At 47.8% G+C, this 20,475-nt stretch carries 26 protein-coding genes; 8 read left to right on the plus strand and 18 right to left on the minus strand.

Going from position 1 to position 20,475, the window contains the following annotated elements; genetic code table 11:
* Position 1: 1 nt before the first annotated feature.
* A complete protein-coding gene (locus ADU23_RS02675; protein WP_053372330.1) occupies positions 2 to 436 on the minus strand; it encodes a DUF948 domain-containing protein in 435 nt (144 codons plus the stop codon).
* 163 nt (positions 437 to 599) lie between these two features.
* Here ADU23_RS02675 and ADU23_RS02680 point away from each other — a divergent pair, with 163 nt between their 5' ends.
* Together ADU23_RS02680 and ADU23_RS02685 are read left to right on the plus strand one after the other, a co-directional pair.
* The gene (locus tag ADU23_RS02680) at positions 600 to 3,350 is read left to right on the plus strand and encodes a response regulator (RefSeq protein ID WP_053372331.1); all 2,751 of its coding nucleotides are present in this window, start codon (positions 600 to 602) and stop codon (positions 3,348 to 3,350) included.
* Positions 3,347 to 4,216 carry a CheR family methyltransferase gene (locus ADU23_RS02685; RefSeq protein ID WP_442950600.1) on the plus strand — a complete coding sequence of 290 codons (870 nt, stop codon included), beginning with the start codon at positions 3,347 to 3,349 and terminating at the stop codon, positions 4,214 to 4,216. The genes ADU23_RS02680 and ADU23_RS02685 overlap by 4 nt, the downstream gene beginning before the upstream one ends.
* A 173-nt stretch (positions 4,217 to 4,389) precedes the next feature.
* Here the strand turns inward: ADU23_RS02685 and ADU23_RS02690 are convergent, their stop codons facing one another.
* From ADU23_RS02690 to ADU23_RS31900, 11 genes are all read right to left on the minus strand, one after another.
* Positions 4,390 to 4,665: a hypothetical protein gene (locus ADU23_RS02690; protein ID WP_053372332.1), complete on the minus strand. Its 276-nt coding sequence runs from the start codon at positions 4,663 to 4,665 to the stop codon at positions 4,390 to 4,392.
* 17 nt (positions 4,666 to 4,682) lie between these two features.
* Positions 4,683 to 5,933, minus strand: coding sequence for a hypothetical protein (locus ADU23_RS02695; protein WP_053372333.1), 1,251 nt, complete (start codon positions 5,931 to 5,933; stop codon positions 4,683 to 4,685).
* 11 nt (positions 5,934 to 5,944) lie between these two features.
* Positions 5,945 to 6,784 (minus strand): hypothetical protein, encoded by an 840-nt coding sequence (locus ADU23_RS02700; RefSeq protein ID WP_053372334.1) that lies wholly within the window; start codon positions 6,782 to 6,784, stop codon positions 5,945 to 5,947.
* A complete protein-coding gene (locus tag ADU23_RS02705) occupies positions 6,781 to 7,470 on the minus strand; it encodes an ATP-binding cassette domain-containing protein (RefSeq protein ID WP_053372335.1) in 690 nt (229 codons plus the stop codon). The genes ADU23_RS02700 and ADU23_RS02705 overlap by 4 nt, the downstream gene beginning before the upstream one ends.
* Positions 7,463 to 7,873: a GntR family transcriptional regulator gene (locus ADU23_RS02710; protein WP_231637295.1), complete on the minus strand. Its 411-nt coding sequence runs from the start codon at positions 7,871 to 7,873 to the stop codon at positions 7,463 to 7,465. The genes ADU23_RS02705 and ADU23_RS02710 overlap by 8 nt, the downstream gene beginning before the upstream one ends.
* A 184-nt stretch (positions 7,874 to 8,057) precedes the next feature.
* Entirely contained in the window at positions 8,058 to 8,495 is a 438-nt protein-coding gene (gene rsbW / locus ADU23_RS02715; RefSeq protein ID WP_053372336.1) for an anti-sigma B factor RsbW, read from the minus strand.
* Complete coding sequence (locus tag ADU23_RS02720) at positions 8,492 to 8,824, minus strand: STAS domain-containing protein (protein ID WP_053372337.1); 333 nt, start codon at positions 8,822 to 8,824, stop codon at positions 8,492 to 8,494. The genes rsbW and ADU23_RS02720 overlap by 4 nt, the downstream gene beginning before the upstream one ends.
* Before the next feature lie 77 nt (positions 8,825 to 8,901).
* A complete protein-coding gene (locus ADU23_RS02725; RefSeq protein WP_053372338.1) occupies positions 8,902 to 9,516 on the minus strand; it encodes a hypothetical protein in 615 nt (204 codons plus the stop codon).
* Between the two features lie 136 nt (positions 9,517 to 9,652).
* Complete coding sequence (locus ADU23_RS02730; RefSeq protein WP_053372339.1) at positions 9,653 to 10,789, minus strand: SpoIIE family protein phosphatase; 1,137 nt, start codon at positions 10,787 to 10,789, stop codon at positions 9,653 to 9,655.
* Between the two features lie 152 nt (positions 10,790 to 10,941).
* Positions 10,942 to 11,340 (minus strand): general stress protein, encoded by a 399-nt coding sequence (locus ADU23_RS02735; protein ID WP_053372340.1) that lies wholly within the window; start codon positions 11,338 to 11,340, stop codon positions 10,942 to 10,944.
* 58 nt (positions 11,341 to 11,398) lie between these two features.
* Positions 11,399 to 11,563: a DUF1328 domain-containing protein gene (locus ADU23_RS31900; RefSeq protein WP_065385664.1), complete on the minus strand. Its 165-nt coding sequence runs from the start codon at positions 11,561 to 11,563 to the stop codon at positions 11,399 to 11,401.
* Between the two features lie 220 nt (positions 11,564 to 11,783).
* On the opposite strand from ADU23_RS31900, the gene ADU23_RS02740 reads away from it, so the two are divergent.
* The 6 genes from ADU23_RS02740 to ADU23_RS33415 all read left to right on the plus strand — a co-directional run bounded on the left by ADU23_RS02740 (position 11,784) and on the right by ADU23_RS33415 (position 15,978).
* Positions 11,784 to 12,665 carry an alpha/beta fold hydrolase gene (locus ADU23_RS02740; RefSeq protein WP_063845934.1) on the plus strand — a complete coding sequence of 294 codons (882 nt, stop codon included), beginning with the start codon at positions 11,784 to 11,786 and terminating at the stop codon, positions 12,663 to 12,665.
* A 109-nt stretch (positions 12,666 to 12,774) separates the two neighbouring features.
* Positions 12,775 to 12,933 (plus strand): hypothetical protein, encoded by a 159-nt coding sequence (locus ADU23_RS32630; protein ID WP_157265562.1) that lies wholly within the window; start codon positions 12,775 to 12,777, stop codon positions 12,931 to 12,933.
* 147 nt (positions 12,934 to 13,080) lie between these two features.
* The gene (locus ADU23_RS02745; RefSeq protein ID WP_053372342.1) at positions 13,081 to 13,758 is read left to right on the plus strand and encodes a GntR family transcriptional regulator; all 678 of its coding nucleotides are present in this window, start codon (positions 13,081 to 13,083) and stop codon (positions 13,756 to 13,758) included.
* Positions 13,759 to 13,778: 20 nt separating this feature from the next.
* Complete coding sequence (gene uxuA, locus ADU23_RS02750; protein WP_053372343.1) at positions 13,779 to 14,870, plus strand: mannonate dehydratase; 1,092 nt, start codon at positions 13,779 to 13,781, stop codon at positions 14,868 to 14,870.
* On the plus strand, positions 14,867 to 15,727 hold the full coding sequence (locus ADU23_RS02755) for an SDR family oxidoreductase (protein ID WP_053372344.1): 861 nt from the start codon (positions 14,867 to 14,869) through the stop codon (positions 15,725 to 15,727). The genes uxuA and ADU23_RS02755 overlap by 4 nt, the downstream gene beginning before the upstream one ends.
* 116 nt (positions 15,728 to 15,843) lie before the next feature.
* Positions 15,844 to 15,978 (plus strand): DUF6254 family protein, encoded by a 135-nt coding sequence (locus ADU23_RS33415; protein ID WP_231637296.1) that lies wholly within the window; start codon positions 15,844 to 15,846, stop codon positions 15,976 to 15,978.
* 82 nt (positions 15,979 to 16,060) lie between these two features.
* On the opposite strand, the gene ADU23_RS02760 is transcribed toward ADU23_RS33415, so the two are convergent.
* From ADU23_RS02760 to ADU23_RS02785, 6 genes are all read right to left on the minus strand, one after another.
* Positions 16,061 to 16,348: a 4a-hydroxytetrahydrobiopterin dehydratase gene (locus tag ADU23_RS02760; RefSeq protein ID WP_053372345.1), complete on the minus strand. Its 288-nt coding sequence runs from the start codon at positions 16,346 to 16,348 to the stop codon at positions 16,061 to 16,063.
* Positions 16,349 to 16,415: 67 nt separating this feature from the next.
* A complete protein-coding gene (locus tag ADU23_RS02765; protein ID WP_053372346.1) occupies positions 16,416 to 16,655 on the minus strand; it encodes a helix-turn-helix domain-containing protein in 240 nt (79 codons plus the stop codon).
* 85 nt (positions 16,656 to 16,740) lie between these two features.
* Positions 16,741 to 17,961 (minus strand): M20 metallopeptidase family protein, encoded by a 1,221-nt coding sequence (locus ADU23_RS02770; RefSeq protein WP_053372347.1) that lies wholly within the window; start codon positions 17,959 to 17,961, stop codon positions 16,741 to 16,743.
* A 4-nt stretch (positions 17,962 to 17,965) separates the two neighbouring features.
* On the minus strand, positions 17,966 to 19,294 hold the full coding sequence (locus tag ADU23_RS02775; protein WP_053372348.1) for an LLM class flavin-dependent oxidoreductase: 1,329 nt from the start codon (positions 19,292 to 19,294) through the stop codon (positions 17,966 to 17,968).
* An 81-nt stretch (positions 19,295 to 19,375) separates the two neighbouring features.
* Positions 19,376 to 19,912, minus strand: a complete 537-nt coding sequence (locus ADU23_RS02780; RefSeq protein WP_053372349.1) for a GNAT family N-acetyltransferase — start codon at positions 19,910 to 19,912, stop codon at positions 19,376 to 19,378.
* Between the two features lie 48 nt (positions 19,913 to 19,960).
* Entirely contained in the window at positions 19,961 to 20,455 is a 495-nt protein-coding gene (locus tag ADU23_RS02785; protein ID WP_053372350.1) for a DinB family protein, read from the minus strand.
* Positions 20,456 to 20,475 lie beyond the last annotated feature (20 nt).

A 20,475-nucleotide genomic window follows, 5' to 3' on the forward strand; every position in this document is an offset into this window, starting at 1 on the left:
CTCATATTTTTTTCACTTTATTCCATACCCTTATTGTGGAAATCACGCCGTCAAATACCGTGCTAATTAATCCGGGCTCTCCAGCGGACTTCGCCTTCTTGCCCTCTCCCTTAATAGAGGCTACCACACTCGCCGCCGACTCTTTGGCTGCACCGGTAAAGGAATGCAGGGCATGACCTAGATCATTAACTGAGGCAAACAGCACATCCAGCGAGCTTAGCTTCGTTCTTACATCAAGCGTCATCGCATTCGTATTATGAATCGCTTCTTTCACCTCGACGCTGATTTGCGTAACTTCCGTTCTAAGCGAACCGATCGTTACACGCATCTCATCCAATGCGCCTCTCAAAATTTTCAACGTTTGAATGAGCGAATACAGAAGTACAAGAAACGCAATTGCTATAACAGCAATACTGATTTGCATTAACATATCCATCGTTGTCACCACTTTCTTTTTTCATTAGTTACCCGCTATCACCATATTTGAAACAACTCGTTATTACGGGATGTTAATAGCAGGAAGAAAATTGTCAATCGCACCATCCATGTTATAATAGAAGAATTATATTAAACGATTACTACTATTAAAGGAGCTAATCATGTTACGTAATTTGCGATTAAATATTCGTGCAAAAATATTAATCGGCTATTTTCTGATCATATGTTGTCTAGGTGCATGTATTGTTGTAGTGAGCGATAGAATCTCATCCTTGCAAAACGAAATTGAGACGATTACAACCCGGGACATCGAAGTGCATAATTTGATAACGACCATTCGCTACAATGCTGTCAGCATGGAGACCAGCCAGCGCGGATTTGTCATTACTGGCAACGAGACATATTTAGAGCCTTATTTGGCGGGAAAAGCGGAATGGGAAGCCAACTACAATGCTTTGTACCAATATCTATTCGATGATCCGACAACGCGCAAAAGCCTTGAGGAGATCAAGCTGACGATTCAAAATTGGATCAAGGTGGCGGGCGAGCCTACCGTCGCACTTCGTAAGGCGAACGACACGCAAGGCATTATTGATTTTTTTAATGGAGACACCGGCAAAAAAGATATCGATTCCCTTCGCGTACAGCTCGAAACACTGCGTCAAAAGGAAATTGCATCAACTAAAAACCATATCATGCAATTGGAAAACCGGAACGACATGCTTATTATCAGCCTGTATGTCATGCTGCTCGTCGTCTCCATTGTCGCTCTCTTAATCGTATCTTTCGTTTCTGGAACTATCGTCAAGACGATAAAAGATGTCGTAAAAACGATAACGGATATCGCCTCTTCCGGAGGGGACTTATCGACGCGCATTAAAGTGAACACCCGTGATGAGATTAGAGATCTCGCTCGTGCAACCAATGCGCTGCTGGACAACCTTAACGATCAGAACTGGATTCAATCGAAGGTCGCCGAGGTGGCAACCATGAATCAAGGCATTAACGATATGAAGATGTTAGCGGATTCCTTTCTGTCCAAGCTTGCGCCTATGCTTAATGCAGCCTACGGATTATTTTATATTAAACAAGGAGCAGGAGATCAGCAGAAGCTGAACAAAATTGCTTCTTATGCCGCGGCTGGCGACAGTCCAGGACATGCCAGCTTTCGTATGGGGGAAGGCCTTATCGGCCAAGCGGCGCTAGATAATCGCACCTTCTTGCTGAACTCTGCTCCTGATCATCCGCTCAGCATTTCGTCAGGCATTGGATCGGTAGAGCCAAGAAGCATTCTAATCGTTCCATTCGAGTTTGAGGGCAAGGTTGCCGCGGTCGTTGAATTCGCATCCGTAGAGTCGTTTACTTCGCAGCATCTGAAGCTGCTTGAGCAAATCGAGAATTCATTTGGCGTTGCGATTAACAATGTCGCAGGCCGTATGGAGGTAGAGCGACTGCTGAGCGAATCGCAAGTGCTGACGGAAGAGCTACAGACACAAACCGAGGAGCTGCAGACGCAATCGGAAGAGCTGCAAATGCAGCAGGAAGAAATGCGCATGACTACCGAGCATCTGGAGGAACAAAACCTGTTCGCCGAGCAGAAAACGAAGGAATTGGAAAAAGCGAAGGAAGAGCTCGAAACGTATTCCGAGCAGCTTAAGAAAAGCTCGCAATACAAATCCAATTTTCTCGCTAATATGTCGCATGAGCTTCGCACTCCGCTCAACAGCATATTAATTTTGTCCCAGCTTCTCTCGGAAAATGAAAACGATACGTTGAATGAAGAGGAAGAAGGGTATGCTAAAGTCATCCATACCTCCGGTAATGATCTGCTTACGCTAATAGATGATATTCTCGATTTATCCAAAATCGAAGCCGGCAAGGTCATTTTGGTGATGGATGAAGTGAACGTCAGCGAAATCCCTGAGCATATGAAGCTTCTTTTTAACCCAGTTGCAGAGAAAAAAGAGCTTGCTTTCCAAATCAATTTAGATGAAGATGTACCGCCTGTGCTGTATACAGATGGTCAAAGATTGCAGCAAATCTTAAAAAACCTATTGTCCAATGCCTTTAAATTTACGGAGCAAGGCTCCGTTGTATTAAACATTCAAAATGCGGATCCGCAAAGCGTGAAGAAGCATCTTCCTGCCCACACGGACAAGACGGTTATAGCGATTTCTGTAACGGATACGGGCATCGGCATTCCGCTCGATAAGCAGCAGCTGATCTTCGAAGCCTTCCAGCAGGTTGATGGCGAAACGAACCGTCAATACGGTGGCACCGGCCTCGGCTTATCGATCTGCAATGAATTCAGCAGACTGCTCGGCGGACGGATTGTGTTGGACAGCCGGCCGCAAAAAGGCAGCAGCTTTACGCTCTTTGTGCCAAGCTTGCCTGATATGGAAAAAGAGCAGCTCGTTTCATTCCATCAGGAAATAGCAGCGGCTTCAGAAGTTTCGGTCGTAGCGGAAGCGCCCGCCGTTATCGAACGAATGGATTCCGAATCATCAGACTATGAATGCTCGCTTTTTGAAGGAAAAAGAGTGCTGCTCGTAGAGGATGATTCCCGCAACGTCTATGCTCTCGTCAAATCACTTGAAAATAAAAAGTTTAACGTGACCGTCGCAAGCAACGGCAAGCAATGTATGGAAATTATCGATAAAGACACCGACTTCGATTTGGTGCTTATGGATATTATGATGCCAATTATGGACGGTTTTGAAACGATGAAAGCGATGCGTCTTGTTCCTGCTATGCAGGATACGCCAATCATTGCGCTTACCGCTAAAGCGATGAAAAGCGATCGTGATAAATGCTTAGAGGCTGGCGCGTCTGACTATATTAGCAAACCGCTCAATATGGAGCAGCTGTTCTCGCTTATGCGGGTATGGCTTACAAAGCAGGTGGGTAATTGAGCAGCGAATGGAATGAGGAAGACTTCATTAATGAGGATGCGATAACGCAGGACGAACTGGAGCGCATAGAGATCAACTTGCTGCTAGAAGGCATTTACAGCATCTACGGTTTCGATTTTCGGAGTTACCTGCGTTCCTCGCTGCGGCGGCGTATCTATCATCGGATGAACCTTGAAGGCTTGCCGACGATCACCTCCCTTCTTGAGAAGGTGCTTCATGAACCGAATTTTATCGACAACCTGCTTAACGATTTCTCTATTAAGGTGACGGAGATGTTTCGTGATCCCAGCTTTTTCGCATCATTCCGGAAAGACGTCATTCCGCACCTTCGGGAGCTACCGGAAATTCGGATCTGGCATGCAGGCTGCGCGACTGGAGAAGAAGTATATTCCATGGCTATCCTTCTTGAAGAAGAAGAGCTGCTGAATAAAGCGAAGATCTATGCTACGGATATGAACGAGCTTGTCATTGAGAGCGCGAAGCAAGGCAAGTTTCCGCTAAAGCGGATGCAAACCTTTACGAAAAACTACTTGCGGGCAGGCGGAACCAAGGAGTTCTCCTCCTACTATACGACTAATTATGAGCATGCTTTATTTCATCCGCATATCAAAGAAAACATCATGTTTGCGCAGCATAATCTGGCAACGGACCGTTCCTTTAATGAGTTTCACGTCATTTTATGCCGGAATGTCCTTATCTACTTTAATTCCGAGCTGCAAAACCATGTGCATCATTTGTTTTTTGAAAGTTTGGCTTTGAATGGCTTCTTGGCTTTGGGCAACATGGAATCGCTGTTAACCCCCCTTAAAAATAAATACGAGGACTTTAATGCGCCAGAGCGGATTTTCCGCAAGGTAAGCAGTTAGTCCGCTTTAGCGGGGGATACGAAGAAATAAGGCTAGTTTCTAGCTCTATTTTCAGTTGGCGGCGGCTTGGCAGCTCAATTGGCGGGTGGAGCCGCAACGTATTGCATCAAGCTTCTAGAAAAGGAACTGTAACGAAAGGTCATTCCAGACCTTTCGTTACAGTTCCTTCATTGTTATAAGGCCGCTTTCCGGCTCACATTAGAAGACGTGCGGGCGATTTGGATCGAAGCATTGATGGTTACTTTTTTGGCAAGCCCCCGTAATTCCTCCTCCGAACCCTTGAATTGCGCGCCCATTCGGCTCAGCTCTATTAATGCCGCTTTTGCCGCTTCTAATGCGAGACATTCATTTTGCAAAATAAAGTGGGCAACCTGGTAGGCGTAATGCTCCAGTCCCCTTAATTGTTGAAGCTTGTGAATTCGTTGTTTTGCTGCGCTCATTTCGTTCATAACGTATCCTCGTCAAATCATTTTATAATGCTTTCGTTGATTTCAAAGTTTAACAGATGAAGCTTCTTTAGCTGATCATTCGCCTGCTCTTTCTCGCCAACAAAGGCAGCACTTCCTATGAACAACAGCTTCCCGTTTGTAATATCAACCACAGCTGTTCCTGGAATGCCGGCTTGGTTAAAAAGGATGTACAGACGGTTGAATCCAAACTGCACCTTTTTAATCTCGTTCACGCCTAGCTGCTCTGCCGATACCGAAACATATGCGTGTTCATATTTTTGGTTCTCAGCGCTATAACGCGATATGGCAACATGGTCCGCATCGTATTCCGCAACATATAAATATTCATTTTGCCCGCTATGCACTCTTTCTGTATTAGCAGCCTGCTCCCGAACCATTTCGGGCAATTCAATCATTAATCCAGTACGATACGAATAAGAGTAAAATTTCTCGCTGAGCTTCTCTGCGTAACGAGCAGCCTCATCCATTCTATCGTTGACCTTCACCTTTTTTAAAATAAAATAAACGTTATCGGCCGGAGTCAAAAATCTATTTGTTTTTATGGCTGAAACTTGTATTTGCTCCTCTTTTTGATCGCTTTTGGTGCTTCCCCAAGACTCAAGCTTTTCATTTCGCAGCAGCTTTCCGCTCGTTATGTCCATCACGAATACTTCATATTCACTTTGCGGATTATCTGTATAAAAGGTCCCAACCAGAATATGAACCTCTTCATCCACCCTCTGTACATCTACGATATTGAGATATCTAAGCTCCCTTTCCCGCTCAAAGGACAGCTCGAATTCCGATATTTTTTCTGTTGCCTCATTAAGAACACTTAGCTGAAGTGCGGAAAAACGTGACTTTAGTCCCGTATTTTTCAAGACTGTATCTGCGTAAATCACCCACTCCTTATCACGGTAAAAGCCCGAATTCTGTTTTCCTCGCATAAAGCTCTTATGGTCATTGATCAGCTGCTTGATTCCAGGCAGGTTATAAAACCATGAATTCGCGTCAGTTATTCCTAAACGAATGTTTTTCATGTTCAAGCCGCCATACTCGCTTCCAGCTGCATTTACTTTTAAAAATTCGGAGCTCATATTTCCATAATAAGCGCCAGTCAAGCTGACTGCCGCGGCTTCCTTTGGGTCACCTTGTATCGTTTCAAGCTTGTATTCAGGCAGATGGTTTTGTTTGCCGTACGTATAATAAGTGCCAATTCCGCTCACAGCGATCACTGCAATAACGATGGATAACCAATAACGCCTCATTTGCATTCTCCTTACACCGTAATCTTTTTGGCAAGCAGCCTCATTCCAAGCCACACCGATAAGCAGAGCACTAGAGCGCACATGATCACCAATATGGCGTATATCTCATTTGGATACACAAAGGTGTAAAGCTTACCATAACCAAGAAATAATACAGGCGAAATAACCGCTAACACGCAGCCCGCCAAATACAGCACGCCATATAAAATCCCCAAACGGCGATAGCTTCGCTCCAGCAATATTGCAGTAAAAATAGCCAATACCGCAATCGTCCCTATCCCGTAATAGTAGAGGAACTGTTCAAACTGCCTAGGTATAAGCTCTACAAGCGCTTGATTGCGGCTGATCGCATCCACCATATGCGAGTCTGCTCTCTGATCCGCCGGAACAACCAGCTTGAATAGGAGATGCTCGATGGGCAGCAGTACCAATTGAAAGGAAATAAAGCCAAATACGAACAGGAGAAGCGCGGTTATTTTAGCTAAATAGATGTTGCGCCTTGCTGTTGGCAGCACAAGCAATCGATAAATAAACGTATGACGCCCAAACCATTCGCGGTACCAGATGAAGAAGACATATACGGTTAGCACACCAATACAAGCGAGTATCGGCAAAATAAACCACATCTGCGTATTAAATATCGCCCACTCAAAAGTTAGCAGATCAGGTGACGATAATTGAAACCTATTTTCGATGTCTTGCGTCAGCAGCTCTTTCTTCAGGGATAATTCACTATCAAGCTTCCAAATGAGGCTGCTGATCTGGCAAATTGCCGTGATTCCCATTAAGATGGCAAGCACCCACCGAAAACGATGCACTTCCATATGGACCAGCTTCAAATATCGGTTCATGCCCGGTACACCTCTCTCATGACATCAATAACGGATTTGCCTTCATCGCTTCGCATTTCTTCGCAGTTGAACGAGCGGCTAACCTTCCCGTCCAGCAATAAAACGGCTTTATCCATGAGATGCTCCATCTCTCCGATCTCATGCGTCGTAAGCAGCACGCCGCGGCCCTCAATTAAGTCGCTCGTAAATACTTCCGTAATCGTTTCGCGGCTGAATAAGTCGATCCCGGAAAACGGCTCGTCCATTAATAAATAATCGGAATCTTGGCCAAGACCGAGCAGGAGGTTGAATTTAGCAGCGGTTCCTTTCGATAAGTTCCCGACTCTTTCCGAATGCTCCAGCCGAAAAAAATGCATCAGCTCGCTCGCTCGTTCCATATTCCAGCTATCATAGAAGTCTGCCATGAACCGGAGCGCTTCGGATAGCTTCATGCCGGGAAGCATCGCCAGATGGTCAGGGACGAAGGATATTTTCTCATAGAGGCTTGGTCTAAGCGGTTGTCCGTTAATATGAATAGAGCCTCTCGAAATCGGAGTCAGCCCCATGATTGCCTTCAAAACCGTAGATTTCCCGACTCCATTTGCACCGATCAGACAAGTAATCTCTCCCTTATTCGCGTTAAAGGATACGCCGTTTAACACGTTGCGGCGGCGATAACGCTTATGGATATCTTTGACCTCAATCATGCTCCGGTGCTCCTTCCTCATATTTGCTTTTGACCAGCTGCAGCAGCTCATCGATTGGCACATCGATTTTTCTTACGGACGCCACAAACGAACAAACTGCATTGCCGATTAATTCCGCTCTTATTTGGTTAAGCACCTTTTCTTCCGTTGTAATCCTGCTATGTGAGTTTCCCTCCGTTATGATCAACCGCTGCTCCTCCATTTCCTTATACGCTTTTTGTACCGTGTTCGGATTAATCTTCATTAAGCCGCCTAGCTCCCTGCGGGAAGGTATCACCTGTCCTGCAGCAAGGCGGCCGGTTGCTATTTTTTCCTTAAAATATCCGACTACCTGCAAATAGACAGGGTCCCTCGTATTAAACGCCACTTCTGTCCACCCGTCGTTTAAGCTCATCGCGATCATTCCTCACATTCCTAACAAACGTGTGTATTACGTGCATAATACACTTGATAAGCGTATTATGCACGTAATACACTTAAAAGTCAAATGCTGGAATACATATCAGAAAATGCTGCACGCAAAAAAAAGAGCAAATGACGCCAGCGTCATTTGCTCTTCTTCTATGCTCGTTTGGCAGCCGTAAATGCTAATGCTCCGTAGCTGCGTTCAAATATTTAGTTAACACAACTTCCGTTCCATCCTGCAAAGCGTTAACCTCTACCTCGTCCATCAACGCCTGCATCAAGTAGATGCCAAGCCCTCCGACTCGGAGCCCGCTCACATCCGCTTCAGGAAGGGGAGCCGCTTTATCAAGCGCCTCGGGGGCCAGAAAAGCTGAGCCGTTGTTCTTCACTTTGATCGTAAGTGTAGTCTCGTCATGCTCAAAGGAAATGTCGATCATTCCCTCGTCCGTGCCTTGAGCGCCATGGATAACCGCATTATTGCAGGCCTCGGAAACGGCTACCTTCATATCTTCGATTTCTTCGTAGGCGTAGCTCATCTTCGAGGCGATTCCAAATAGACAGATTCTGACCATATCGATATAGTCTGCATGGGCCGGTATTTGTAATCGAATGGCATTCATGCTTGGGCCTCTGTCCCTTCTATTAGGTATCTCGAAATGCCGGTTAAATCAAATAAACGTCTAATCGCAGCTGGAATGTCGCGTACAAAGAACGGCGCATTCAGCTCGTCACGTAGTTTAAGCACCGAAACGATAATGCCGATTCCGGTACTGTCGATATATTTTAACTGCTTGAGATTAAGCACCAATGCCTTATCCGTTTTATTCATCACCAGCTCCAAAGCTGACCGAAGCTGCGGCACCACCGATAAATCGAGCTCTCCGTTTACGTGAAGGATATATTGATCCTTCGTTTCTTCCTGTACAACTTGAAATTGCTCAGCCTTCATTCTATTCACTCCGCTCGCGTTTGTTTAATAAATAGTAGCAAATATCCTTTACTTTGTACAAGGCGCAGCTGCACCACCTACATCGTAAAACTGTAAAAGTAATGAATGGACGTTAGCTTCTGAGTATCCGTATCGACAAATAGTTTTAACACTGCTTCATTTCGCTCGAATGCAATACCGTCCTCTGTGAAGTAATCCGGCTCTCCTAACGCTTCTTTAACCGCCTCAATCGTAGCTGGTATTTCAACGCCATCAATTAAAAACGATTTGGAGCCCTCCGTTATTTCCACGAAATTAACCATTCCGTCACTGAAGACGACATTCATATTCGGGTATTCGTAAATCTTCAATTCCTTTAAATGCGGATCCTCGGAAATACGTTTAGGCTCGCCAAGCTTCTTCGTTACGCTGCTAGGGTCATCATAAAGCGTAATGCCGTTGACCGTTTGAAGCGCAAAGCTCTGAGTTGCCTCATTGGCCGCACTTGCATCATTGCTTGCATAGGTAACTTCCGTTACCGTGGAGGGAGGCATAGAAGCGGATACCATTTCATCGGCTGCCTTAGCAGATGCTTCTGCCATCACCTTGCTTGCACTCGTTGATAAGGAATAGGTATTCGTCACCTTGCCATAATCACTGTTAAAAGCGAATATGCTTCCGATCAAGCAGCCGATAATCATCATATTTCTCATATGTTCTCCCTCCTCTGCGGGATTGTCCTTCATCTATTTACTTATACGTATTTATAAACCATATCCGAACCTTTGAAACAGGGGCAAACGATTTATTTTATAAAAATATCATTTTCAACGGTTAATGCTCGAAGCCTTACTTCGTAGCAATCATCACTAAACAAATATCATCCTTCTGGCTCTCATTGCTATGTCCTGCTATAAAATCGCTAACCAATTCCGCATGCGCTTCGGTTTCAGTTTCAATCAATCTCTCTACGAGCGTATCCAGCTTGGCTTCTTCGTTATCGCCCAAGGATTCGCTTAGACCATCCGTGTAGAGAACGAGCTTCATATGTTCCTCGTATGGGATGCTCCCTTTACGAATATCAATCTTTTCAAACAATCCGATCGCGCAGCAGCCCTCGGTTAGCAGCGTAACCTGATCACCGATCAGCAGCTTGCCCGGTGGATGTCCGGCGTTTACGTAATCGATCGTCCGTTCATTCGTATCTAAGACCAAATAAATAGCAGTAAAATAGTAGTTAAGCAGCTCTTCCTTCTTATACAGCTGGTTCATATATCGGTTCAGCTCGTGCATGACGAGATCAGGCTCCGTTATGCGTGTAATGGTATCCTTGAGTACGGATGATATATACATACATACAAGTGAGGACGCAATGCCATGGCCCATCATGTCGAGCAAAATAACGCCATATCGGCCTTCATCAATGCGATACCATGCGTAAAAATCGCCTGCAAGCTCCGTGGAGGGCTGGTAAATCGCGCTTATCCCTACATTTTCATCGTTAATCGGCTGGCTTAATACGTTTCTTTGCACCTTTTTGGCAAGCTCCAGCTTAAACTTCACCTGCTTGTCTCTTTCTTTGTGCCAATCAATTTCTTGCTTTAGCCTTAATGCCGACCGTATCCGTGCCAGCAGCTCCATCTTGTTGATCGGCTTCATCACATAATCGCTGGCGCCGGCGTCAAGCGCTTCCGCCATTTTGTTCGAATCGCCAAGCGCAGTAACAAATATAATCGGAACATCCTTATAGCGCTCCACCTGCAGAATCGTTTTGCATGCCTCTAAACCATCGATTTCCGGCATCATCATATCCATTAAGATCAAGTCAACATTGGTCTTCGCTTCCGTTTCGGATTCAATATCCAAAATATCGTATAGCTCCATTGCCGAAGAGGCGATTTTCAAATTCTCGTAGCCCGCTTTATTTAAAATGGCTTTTATAATGATCTGATTTGTCGCATTATCATCCACGATTATAATACTCATATGCAAGCTCCCTTTTACTCCAGTTTCTATACTCATATTTTGAGCCTAACGATACATAGAGTCAACTTTTTAAAGCTCCTATTTGAACAAAGACCTATCCTCCCGGATAGGCCTTTGTGCACTTCATTTCAATCTATCGTGCAATCGATCGCTTATACGACATAGTGCGGGTAGTAATAAACAGCCGGGTCAAACTCATCGCCCGTATACTCCTTGCCGCCCCAAGCGATGACCAAAATTTTATCCTGGTCCATCTCACGCTCTAGACGCTCTGAATCTGTCTCGGAAATACCCAGCGACCTCATCTTGGCCCGCAGCTCATCACCGTTCGAGCGGAAAATGTTCGCGATTGCTGTCCCAAGGCCTTCCTCGGCAATGCCGATTTTCTCAGCATCCGTGTTGTCGACGATCCGTTTTGTCCGGTCTTTATCATGCGTCAGCACGAAAATTTTGTCCTTCGCATATCCTTCCGTTTGGAACTTATACACCTGCTCTTGAACCTCCACTGCATTATTGACCGTGTGTACCTTCGTATTAGTTAGATTATTCATTGTAATTCCTCCTGCTATTCATTTTATTTTGGTATTGGCGTACTTCCTTTGAACGTTGTTAACTAACCCGTCTTCGTCCGACAATGAGAGATACGATAAAGAGTACGACGAATACGACGAATAATATTTTTGCGATCCCAGCTAATGCGGAAGCAATTCCTAAGAAGCCGAAAATGCCTGCGACGATTGCAAAAATGAAAAATAATAATGCCCATCCTAACATTGGAATCATCCTTCCTTCGAAACTGTTTTTGTTAACTTGTCATGTTATTAACCAGCGCTGCGCCCTTTGAAACAGGCTATTTTTAGGTTTCCAGCCTCCAAACGCCGCTATTAATGAAGAAATAGAAACCATTGCTTTTAAATGTTTCAGAAGCGGTTGATGAGGTTAAGAGACTACACCAAATAAATCAAATCGATAATAGAAAAGGCTGGTGAGATCGATGGAAAAACAGCGTATACACGTTAATGGCATCGATTTAGTCTATGAAGAATGTGGAAGTAGTAATGGAAACGTAATCGTATTGCTCCACGGCTTTTGCGGCTCATCCCAATACTGGCAAAAAATTTGTCCGATGCTGAGCGATCAGTATCGCGTCATCATCCCGGATCTTCGTGGTCACGGGGAGTCCTCCTCACCCGAGGGGACCTATACAATGGAAGTAATGGCAGAAGATATTGCAGCAATGCTGGATGCGCTTAAGATTGAGAAGGTCGTCATGTTCGGCCACTCCTTAGGCGGTTATGTAACGGCTGCTTTTGCAGAAAAATATCCCAAAAAGCTGGCTGGCTTCGCGCTCATTCATTCGACAGTGCTGCCGGACACAAATGAGATTAAGGAAAAAAGAGCGGATGATATTGAAGCGATTCGCGAAAAAGGCATTAGCAAATACCTTTACGGCATCATCCCGAATTTGTTTACCGACGAGAAACTCGGGGAAATGCGCGATGAGGTCAATGAGATGATCGGAGTCGGCCAGCAGATGGAAGCACATGCCGTGATCTCTACGCTATTAGGCATGATGCAGCGTCCTGACCGGAGTCATGTGCTCGCTGAAGCCAAATTCCCAGTATTGCTGGTAGCCGGTGCAGAGGATGCCGTCATTAAGCCGAATGACACCTTTACGGTTACGAGCCTCGATCAGCCTGAAACGACCTATAAATATCCGCATATTCTTGAAACGACGTTCGAGGATGTGGCGCATATGAGTCTTGTTGAAGTATCCGATCAGCTCGCCCGGGTCATGTCCACTTATTTGAAAACGCTCTTGGAGCGTGAGAAAACGAGAACCGAGGGCAAAACGGAATTGCCGACCGGCAAATAGCAGCAAACATTTTTTAGAATGCTGATTCAAAGCAAGTCCGATTGGGTAAATAAGAATAGGCAGACAACCCCTATCATCTGCCACAAAATAACTGGAGGTGCTAGTTACTATGAGTAGTACGAATACTTCTTATCGAACGGGAGAAATTGTTAAGCATGATGGCAACTACATTTCAAAATCAGGCAAGAAAGATAAGCTGCAAAAGGGAGAAAAATTCCCTTCTTGTCCTGTTAGCGGTAATGAAACAACTTGGAGCAATGCCGATTAGCGCAAAATAACGGATATGAATCATACGGAAGGGCTGTCCCGGAAAGTAGATTTCCTACTTTTTGGGGCAGCCCTTTTGGCGTTTTTAGCTTCACACGTTCTAACTTGTATGGTAGTATGGTAGTGTAAAGCCGAAAGGGATGAGCCTATGGATTATCAATTACGCCCGCAGCCTTTTTCCACTAGGGATGCGGTCTATACGCAGCTCAAAGAACAAATATTGAAGCTTGAGCTGCCGCCCGGAACCCCTTTATCCGAAAATGAAACCGCTCTCTTATTTAATGTCAGCCGCACGCCCGTGAGAGAAAGCTTTCTCCGCCTTGCGCAAGAAGGACTTGTCCAAGTGCTTCCGCAGCGCGGCACTTTCGTTTCACTCATTGATACGATGCTTGTTGAAGAAGCGAGATTTATGCGGGAGCAGCTGGAGAAGGCCGTTATATTGCTCGCATGCGACCATTTTCCGGAGCCTTTCCTGCTGCTGCTCGAAGAGAACCTTCGCCGCCAAGAGGAATGCGTTCGGCTTGAGGATGATAAAAGCATGCTGGAGCTTGATGATGCTTTCCACCGTATTTTGTTCGATGGCACGAGCAAAAGCCACACCTGGTTAATCATGCAGCAAATGAACGCTCACTTGAATCGCAGCCGCATGCTGAGGCTCGTGGATGACCATAACTATGCTCATCTTTATGAGCAGCACCGCTTCATGGCGGAAGCGATAAAGGCACAGGACGGTCCGGCCGCCGAGCGGATAATGAAAGAGCATCTTTCATTGAATATTGCCGATCAAGCCTTGCTGAAAGAAAAATATCCGAATTATTATAAATGACAATAGGAGGATCGATTCGCATGCAGATGACGTTCAGATGGTTTGGCGAAGGAAATGATACGGTCCCGCTTAGCTATATTAAACAAATTCCGGGCACGGACGGCATCGTATGGTCGCTGCACGATTTGGCGGCAGGCGAGGAATGGCCGCTGGAGCGGATTTTGGAGGTAAAGCAGCAAGCGGAACAATACGGCCTGCATATCGACGTAGTTGAGAGCGTTAACGTACATGAGGATATTAAGCTGGGCTTGCCCTCTCGTGATCGATACATCGAAAACTATAAAAGAACAATCGAGAAGCTCGGCAGCGTTGGCGCCAAAGTCATCTGCTACAACTTTATGCCGATTTTCGATTGGCTGCGCACCGATCTGCACAAGAGGATGGATAGCGGCGCTACCGCTTTATTTTATGAAAATAACCGGATTACAGGCGCCGACCCGTTTCAATTGGTTGAAGAAATCAATGCCAACTCGGCACTGACTATGCCTGGCTGGGAGCCGGAGCGGCTTCAGCATTTGACTCAGCTGTTTGAAGCGTATCAAGGCGTGACGGAGGCGCATCTGTGGGAAAACCTCCGCTATTTTCTAAATGAAATCATTCCGGTCGCAGCCCGCAGCGGCATTCGAATGGCGATTCACCCGGATGATCCGCCATGGCCGGTGTTCGGCTTGCCGCGCATTATGACCAGCCAGGAAAACTTCCGAACGTTTCTGAAGCTGTACGACAGCCCTTATAACGGCATAACGCTGTGCAGCGGCTCGCTTGGCGCGAATCCGAGCAATGACATTATTTCGATGATTCATGAGTTCGCGGACCGCATTCCGTTCGCGCATATCCGCAACGTTCGCGTTTACGAAAACGGAGATTTTATCGAGACCTCCCACCGTACGCAGGATGGCACAGTCGATATCGCTGGAATCGTACGCGCTTATCATGAGATCGGATTTACCGGCTACGCAAGGCCTGATCACGGGCGCCATATTTGGGATGAGCAGTGCAGACCGGGATATGGCTTATACGACCGCGCGCTCGGCATTATGTATTTGTGGGGACTTTGGGATGCTAATCAGCTTGCGGCCACTTCCTCCAAGCCGAAGGCGGTGAAAGGATGACTCAGCCCCCGCTCCCCATGCATGAATCGCTAAACGGCAAAGTAGCGGTCATTACCGGCGGCGCAGGCGTGCTGTGCCGCGTCATGGCGCTTGAGCTTGCTCGCCAGGGCGCTAAAATTGCGATTCTTAATCGCACATTAGCGAAAGGCGCTGCCGTTGCAGCCGAAATTACGAACGCCGGCGGTACGGCAATTGCGGTAGCCTGCGATGTAACGAGCATCGAAAGCACAAGATCCGCTGGCGCTTCCGTGTTAGAGCAGCTTGGCCCCTGCGATATTTTGATCAATGGCGCTGGCGGTAACCATCCAAGCGCGAATACAACGAACGAGACTTTTAAGCCGGAGCATCTGAATGCGGACAACCTGACGACGTTATTTAATTTAAGCGTTGACGGCTTTCGCAGCGTTATGGATCTCAATTTTGTCGGCACGCTGATCCCGGTTCAAATATTTGCAGAGCAAATGCTTGGGAGGCAAGGCGCAGCGATTATTAACATCTCGTCGATGAGCGCGCCGTCGCCGATGACCAAGGTTCCTGCCTATAGCGCAGCCAAGGCTGCTATCGTCAACTTCACCCAGTGGCTGGCGGTTCACCTTGCAGAGTCGGGCATTAGAGTTAACGCGATTGCCCCCGGCTTCTTCCTCACCGAGCAGAACCGTAAGCTTCTAAAGAACGATGACGGCTCATTAACGGAACGGTCGGACAAAATCATTTCCCACACGCCAATGCGGCGCTTCGGCAAGCCGGAGGATCTGCTTGGAACATTATTATGGCTCGCGGACGATACGACGGCTGGCTTCGTAACCGGTACTACCATACCCGTTGATGGCGGATTTTTAGCTTATTCGGGCGTTTAACTGGAAGGCTGATGAATGTGTTCGGTCACCTTTTTCTTCCCGAAACCGATTGTGAAACCTCCGTATGAGTTTGGCTGTAATATGCCACCCTACAGGAGGAAAGGAGGGGAAAGACGATGACATCATCCAAAGGCCGCCGTGAAAATGCATGGAACCAGCGTAAGCATACGCAGCATCCGCATGGCAAAGTGAAGTCGCTTGAAGAGCTGAGCCAAGAAGACGCAAACATAAAAGCCAAACAAGATTCATAAGCGATAATCGCAGCATTGCGCATCAAACAAACCCTCTGCCCCATTGCTTTGCTTGGGTCAGAGGGCTTTGACATATTGATCACTATTCGCGGACATATGACCGGTCAAATGCTGCCGCCGCTTTAAAATCCAGTCCGGTTAGTCCGCCATCATTCCACGTCGTCAAACGAAGCGTAACCATTTTATAATCGATCGCTATTAAGGGGTGGTGATTAAGCTGCTCCGAGGCCTCAGCCACTTTGTTGACGAATTGGATGGCACCCATAAAAGAATGGAATCGATATTTTTTGACGATCCACTTGCCATCTTCTCTCTTCCAGCCCTCGCTTGCCGCCAAGCTCTGCTCGATTTCCGCCTCTGTAAGCTTCATACGCTCCACTCCTTTGCCCCATTTTACTACGCAGCCCGTCTTAGTCACAAGAAAAAAGCCCTCGCAGTTATGGCTGCAAGGACTCCTCTCTTTGCTTCAATGAGCGCAGCTCATAGAGATCACGAACATCGCACGCTACAATGTCAGCTATAGCAATCGCTGTTCTGAGCGGCATCACTCGTTTATCGCTAATAAAATCGCCTATTCGCTCCGCTCTAATGCGCAGCTCCGCCGCAAGCTTCTCCTTCGACATGCCACGCTCCGCCAGACGCTGCTCGAGCAGGCAGGGGCCAAGCTCTATATGCATCGCGCTGCCTCCAGTAGTGGATTTACAATACCAGTTTAACCCAGAAGCCCGTTCTCTATTACAAGTAAAGCATAACAGGAAACGTTTAGAAATCAGCAGCCAGCGCATCCGCCACAAGCTGCACGTGCAGCTTAGCTCCGAGTACAAGTGCGCGCTCATCCAGATCGAATTGCGGGTGATGCAGCGGGTGGATGATTCCTTTATCCGTATTGCCTACGCCGATTAGTACCATAGCTCCCGGTGCTTTGTCCAAATAATAGCTGAAGTCCTCGCCGGCAAGGCTTGGCTTGTCGAGTACGCTGGAATTTCCATCGCCGAAAACTTTCTCGCCTGCACGCTGCACTAGCGCGGCAGCAGCGGCATCATTAAGCAGCGCCTTTCCCATGCGGAACCGGGTCTCATATTCGCCGCCAAACCGGTCCGCACATGCGGCTGCGCAGCGTTCGATGATGCTGCGAATACGGTCTACCGTATGCGGCTCGAAGGCGCGATACGTTCCTTCCACTTCGCCTGACTCCGCAATGGCGTTAATGACCGTCCCTGCTTGGAGCCTGCCAAATGCAAAGGCTACCGGCTCGTGAGGATCTACGGCGCTTGCTACGGCAGCGCGTGATTCGGTTACAAAATGTGCGGCCATCAGCAGCGCGTCGGCAGCTAAATGCTGAGCGCCGTGATGGCCTGACCGTCCTCGGAACGAAACCCGGAAATGCGAGGAGGCCGCCATCGCATATTTGCGGTGAACGGCGACTTGCAGTGCTGGCAGCTCCGGCCATACATGGAAAGCAAAAGCGGCGGACACCTCGTCCGCCGCCCCGCTCTCGACCAGATCTCGCCCGCCGCTTAACAGTCTGCCGTCAAGCGGACTTGCCGCCGCACCTTCTTCCGCTGGCTGGAACACAAATCTTACTGACCCTTCCAGCTGCTCCCGAAAGCGGCTTAGCGCGCAAGCTGCAGCAAGCAGCATCGTCATATGGGCATCATGGCCGCAGGCGTGCATGACGCCATCGATTGTTGAACGATAGAGAACGTCATTTCGCTCTTGAATCGGCAGCGCGTCCATATCCGCTCGCAGCAAAATCGTCTTGCCGGGCTTGCCGCCGCGCAGCAACCCGATGACTCCTTTGCCGAAATGGTTCCCTACGCCCCGCTGAACCTCAAGGCCGTAATGCTCCAGAAGCGCTGCAATCCTCTCCGAGGTCCGATCTACGTCATACATCAGTTCAGGCAGGCGGTGGAATTCCCTTCTTAGCGTTATCCATTCCTGCTCCCGTTCCTCCAGCAGCGTATAAATCGGAGTCGTATCCACCTCGTTAGCTGTTCACTTTTTCTTTGGTATAACGATTAACCGGCACCTGCAAGCCTAGGTTGCCGCGAAGCGTATCCGATTCATATTCCGTACGATAAATGCCGCGCTCCTGAAGAATCGGAACGACGAGTTCAACAAAGTCGTTCAAGCCGCTCGGAATGGAGGAATGAATAATGAATCCATCCGCTGCGCCTTCCTCATGCCACTGCTGAATGAGATCGGCAACCTTCTCCGGCGTGCCCACAAATTGTCCGCGCGGCGTAGCCGATTGCAGCGCTACCTGACGAAGCGTCAGCTTTTGCTCCTTCGCCGCCTTCTTGATTTTGTCGGTGCCGCTGCGGAAGCTGTTTTGTCCCAAATCGCCAAGGTCAGGGAACTGTTCATCTAGCGGGTATTGCGAGAAATCGTGATGTTCGAAGAAACGTCCCAAATAATTCAAAGCGTTCTCGATTGTGACTAGTTCAGCCAGCTCTTGATACTTGCGCTCCGCTTCCTCTTCGGTGCGTCCAATAATTGGACCGATGCCTGGAAGAATAACGATATCATCCACCGAACGTCCTTCCGCTACTGTACGGTCTTTAACATCCTTATAAAAGGCCTTTGCCTCCTCGATGTTCTCATGTCCGGTAAACACCGCATCCGCTGCTTTGCCCGCCAGCTTCTTGCCGCTCTCGGATGAGCCCGCTTGGAAAATAACCGGGTGCCCTTGCTTCGAGCGGGCGATGTTAAGCGGACCTTGAACGGAGAAATACTCCCCTTTATGATCCAGACGGTGCAGCTTAGACGGATCAAAAAACACGCCGGACTCTTTATCTCTTACGAAAGCATCGTCTTCCCATGAATCCCATAGGCCGCGCGTCACTTCCAAGTACTCTTCTGCTATTTTGTAACGCTCGTCATGCGTCGGGTGATCGGTTTTGCTAAAGTTGCTCGCGGAGCCCTCAAGCGGTGAAGTAACTACATTCCAGCCTGCGCGGCCGCCGCTGATATGATCTAGCGAGCCGAACTGTCTAGCTACCGTAAATGGCTCGCTGTATGAGCTCGAAAGCGTGCCAACTAGACCGATCTTCGACGTAGCAGCCGCAAGCGCCGACAATATCGTAAGCGGCTCAAAACGGTTTAAGAAATGCGGGATCGACTTCTCGTTGATATATAAGCCGTCTGCGATAAAAACGAGATCGAATTTGCCCGCTTCTGCCGTCTGTGCCTGCTGCTTATAAAATTGAAAGTTCACGCTCGCGTCAGCCGGAACCTCAGGATGACGCCAAGCCGACACGTTGCCTCCAACACCATGAATCAATGCGCCAAACTTAATTTGTTTGCGATTCGCCATTTTAAACAGCCTCCCGTATCACTTATGATTGTATTTGAACTATTCCGTAATTGTCGTCTTATTGCAAGAAGCCTTATCCCTCTATTGCGCTTGCAGCAAAGCCGCTTCCTTCAGTTGAAGCCAGTAGCTCTTAACGAGCGTTTCCCCATTCATAATATCTTTGTCGTACGCTCGCTCAAACCCAAGCCGCTCATACAATCTTACGGCGGAATCCATCATGTCGGAGGTATGGAGATGCAGCGTCTCTGCGCCCCAGTTCCGCGCAAGCTGCGCGCTGGCGCGTATAAGCTCCGTTGCGACGCCGTAGCCGCGGGCATTCTTCGACACGGCAAGCAGCCGAATAATCGGGGATTGAATATTAAGTTCAGGCCGCCCATAGGCTGCTTCTGAGGAATCAAATAGAAACACGCTTCCAACAACCTCGCCATCCAGCACGGCTACTAAACGCTCCTTGGTAGCCGCTCCTTCAACGGATGCCAGTATGCTTTCCTTATACTCGAACCAGCGCGGCTCCGGCAGCTCATGCTCATATTGCCCGTAAGCATCAAGCAGCACTTCCCGGATCGCCTCCTGATCGGATAGCTCGGCACTACGAATGATTACCGCTTTAGCTGACATGCCCCTCCACCCGCTCTCCACAAAAAATAATAGCAAATCCTTGCAGCATTAAATCGTGCAGCTAGTGCCTTGAGCTTCTGTTTCTCCCTGCTTGATCCGGCGAATTTGCGCTAAATGGCCTTGCACATGTTTTACAAACGCAGGCACGATAGCTGCTATCGATACGGGCTCGCCTTTAAAGTTAATGCCGGTCTTATTCCATTCTTCCTCCGTCAACCGATTAAACAGCAGGCTGTTATATTGGACAAACGCGCGCGCTGCAGTGAGGATCTCCTGCGCATCTCCCTCGTTTGCCTTCTGGCCGGATACCCATGCATCTTGGTTGAAGGCTGGCAATCTAGCTTCTGAGCCTGACAATATCTCGCGGATGCGGAAGGATACGATGATGCTGTGGTCAACAAGGTGGGCAAGCACCTCCGTTACGCTCCATGATGCCGGCGCGGCCTTCCATTTCAGCTGTTCCTCCGACAATCCTTTAATTTCTTCCTCAATTTGATCATACGCCTGCAAATAGGGTTGAACATCGACAGTTGACTGGCTCATGTAAGCTCCTCCTTATGAAT

The organism is Paenibacillus sp. FJAT-27812, assembly GCF_001273905.1.
GTDB lineage: Bacteria > Bacillota > Bacilli > Paenibacillales > Paenibacillaceae > Pristimantibacillus.

Coding starts and splice junctions, on each gene's coding strand:
- ADU23_RS31900 (WP_065385664.1), bottom strand. CDS start 11,563: ATGTTAGGATGGGCATTATTATTTTTCATTTTTGCAATCGTCGCAGGC.
- ADU23_RS02740 (WP_063845934.1), top strand. CDS start 11,784: ATGGAAAAACAGCGTATACACGTTAATGGCATCGATTTAGTCTATGAA.
- ADU23_RS02745 (WP_053372342.1), top strand. CDS start 13,081: ATGGATTATCAATTACGCCCGCAGCCTTTTTCCACTAGGGATGCGGTC.
- ADU23_RS02735 (WP_053372340.1), bottom strand. CDS start 11,340: ATGAATAATCTAACTAATACGAAGGTACACACGGTCAATAATGCAGTG.
- ADU23_RS02680 (WP_053372331.1), top strand. CDS start 600: ATGTTACGTAATTTGCGATTAAATATTCGTGCAAAAATATTAATCGGC.
- rsbW (WP_053372336.1), bottom strand. CDS start 8,495: ATGAATGCCATTCGATTACAAATACCGGCCCATGCAGACTATATCGAT.
- ADU23_RS02755 (WP_053372344.1), top strand. CDS start 14,867: ATGACTCAGCCCCCGCTCCCCATGCATGAATCGCTAAACGGCAAAGTA.
- uxuA (WP_053372343.1), top strand. CDS start 13,779: ATGCAGATGACGTTCAGATGGTTTGGCGAAGGAAATGATACGGTCCCG.
- ADU23_RS02705 (WP_053372335.1), bottom strand. CDS start 7,470: ATGATTGAGGTCAAAGATATCCATAAGCGTTATCGCCGCCGCAACGTG.
- ADU23_RS32630 (WP_157265562.1), top strand. CDS start 12,775: ATGAGTAGTACGAATACTTCTTATCGAACGGGAGAAATTGTTAAGCAT.
- ADU23_RS02760 (WP_053372345.1), bottom strand. CDS start 16,348: ATGAAGCTTACAGAGGCGGAAATCGAGCAGAGCTTGGCGGCAAGCGAG.
- ADU23_RS02730 (WP_053372339.1), bottom strand. CDS start 10,789: ATGAGTATTATAATCGTGGATGATAATGCGACAAATCAGATCATTATA.
- ADU23_RS02695 (WP_053372333.1), bottom strand. CDS start 5,933: ATGAGGCGTTATTGGTTATCCATCGTTATTGCAGTGATCGCTGTGAGC.
- ADU23_RS02710 (WP_231637295.1), bottom strand. CDS start 7,873: ATGATCGCGATGAGCTTAAACGACGGGTGGACAGAAGTGGCGTTTAAT.
- ADU23_RS02765 (WP_053372346.1), bottom strand. CDS start 16,655: ATGCATATAGAGCTTGGCCCCTGCCTGCTCGAGCAGCGTCTGGCGGAG.
- ADU23_RS02775 (WP_053372348.1), bottom strand. CDS start 19,294: ATGGCGAATCGCAAACAAATTAAGTTTGGCGCATTGATTCATGGTGTT.
- ADU23_RS02780 (WP_053372349.1), bottom strand. CDS start 19,912: ATGTCAGCTAAAGCGGTAATCATTCGTAGTGCCGAGCTATCCGATCAG.
- ADU23_RS33415 (WP_231637296.1), top strand. CDS start 15,844: ATGACATCATCCAAAGGCCGCCGTGAAAATGCATGGAACCAGCGTAAG.
- ADU23_RS02675 (WP_053372330.1), bottom strand. CDS start 436: ATGGATATGTTAATGCAAATCAGTATTGCTGTTATAGCAATTGCGTTT.
- ADU23_RS02690 (WP_053372332.1), bottom strand. CDS start 4,665: ATGAACGAAATGAGCGCAGCAAAACAACGAATTCACAAGCTTCAACAA.
- ADU23_RS02720 (WP_053372337.1), bottom strand. CDS start 8,824: ATGAAGGCTGAGCAATTTCAAGTTGTACAGGAAGAAACGAAGGATCAA.
- ADU23_RS02785 (WP_053372350.1), bottom strand. CDS start 20,455: ATGAGCCAGTCAACTGTCGATGTTCAACCCTATTTGCAGGCGTATGAT.
- ADU23_RS02700 (WP_053372334.1), bottom strand. CDS start 6,784: ATGAACCGATATTTGAAGCTGGTCCATATGGAAGTGCATCGTTTTCGG.
- ADU23_RS02725 (WP_053372338.1), bottom strand. CDS start 9,516: ATGAGAAATATGATGATTATCGGCTGCTTGATCGGAAGCATATTCGCT.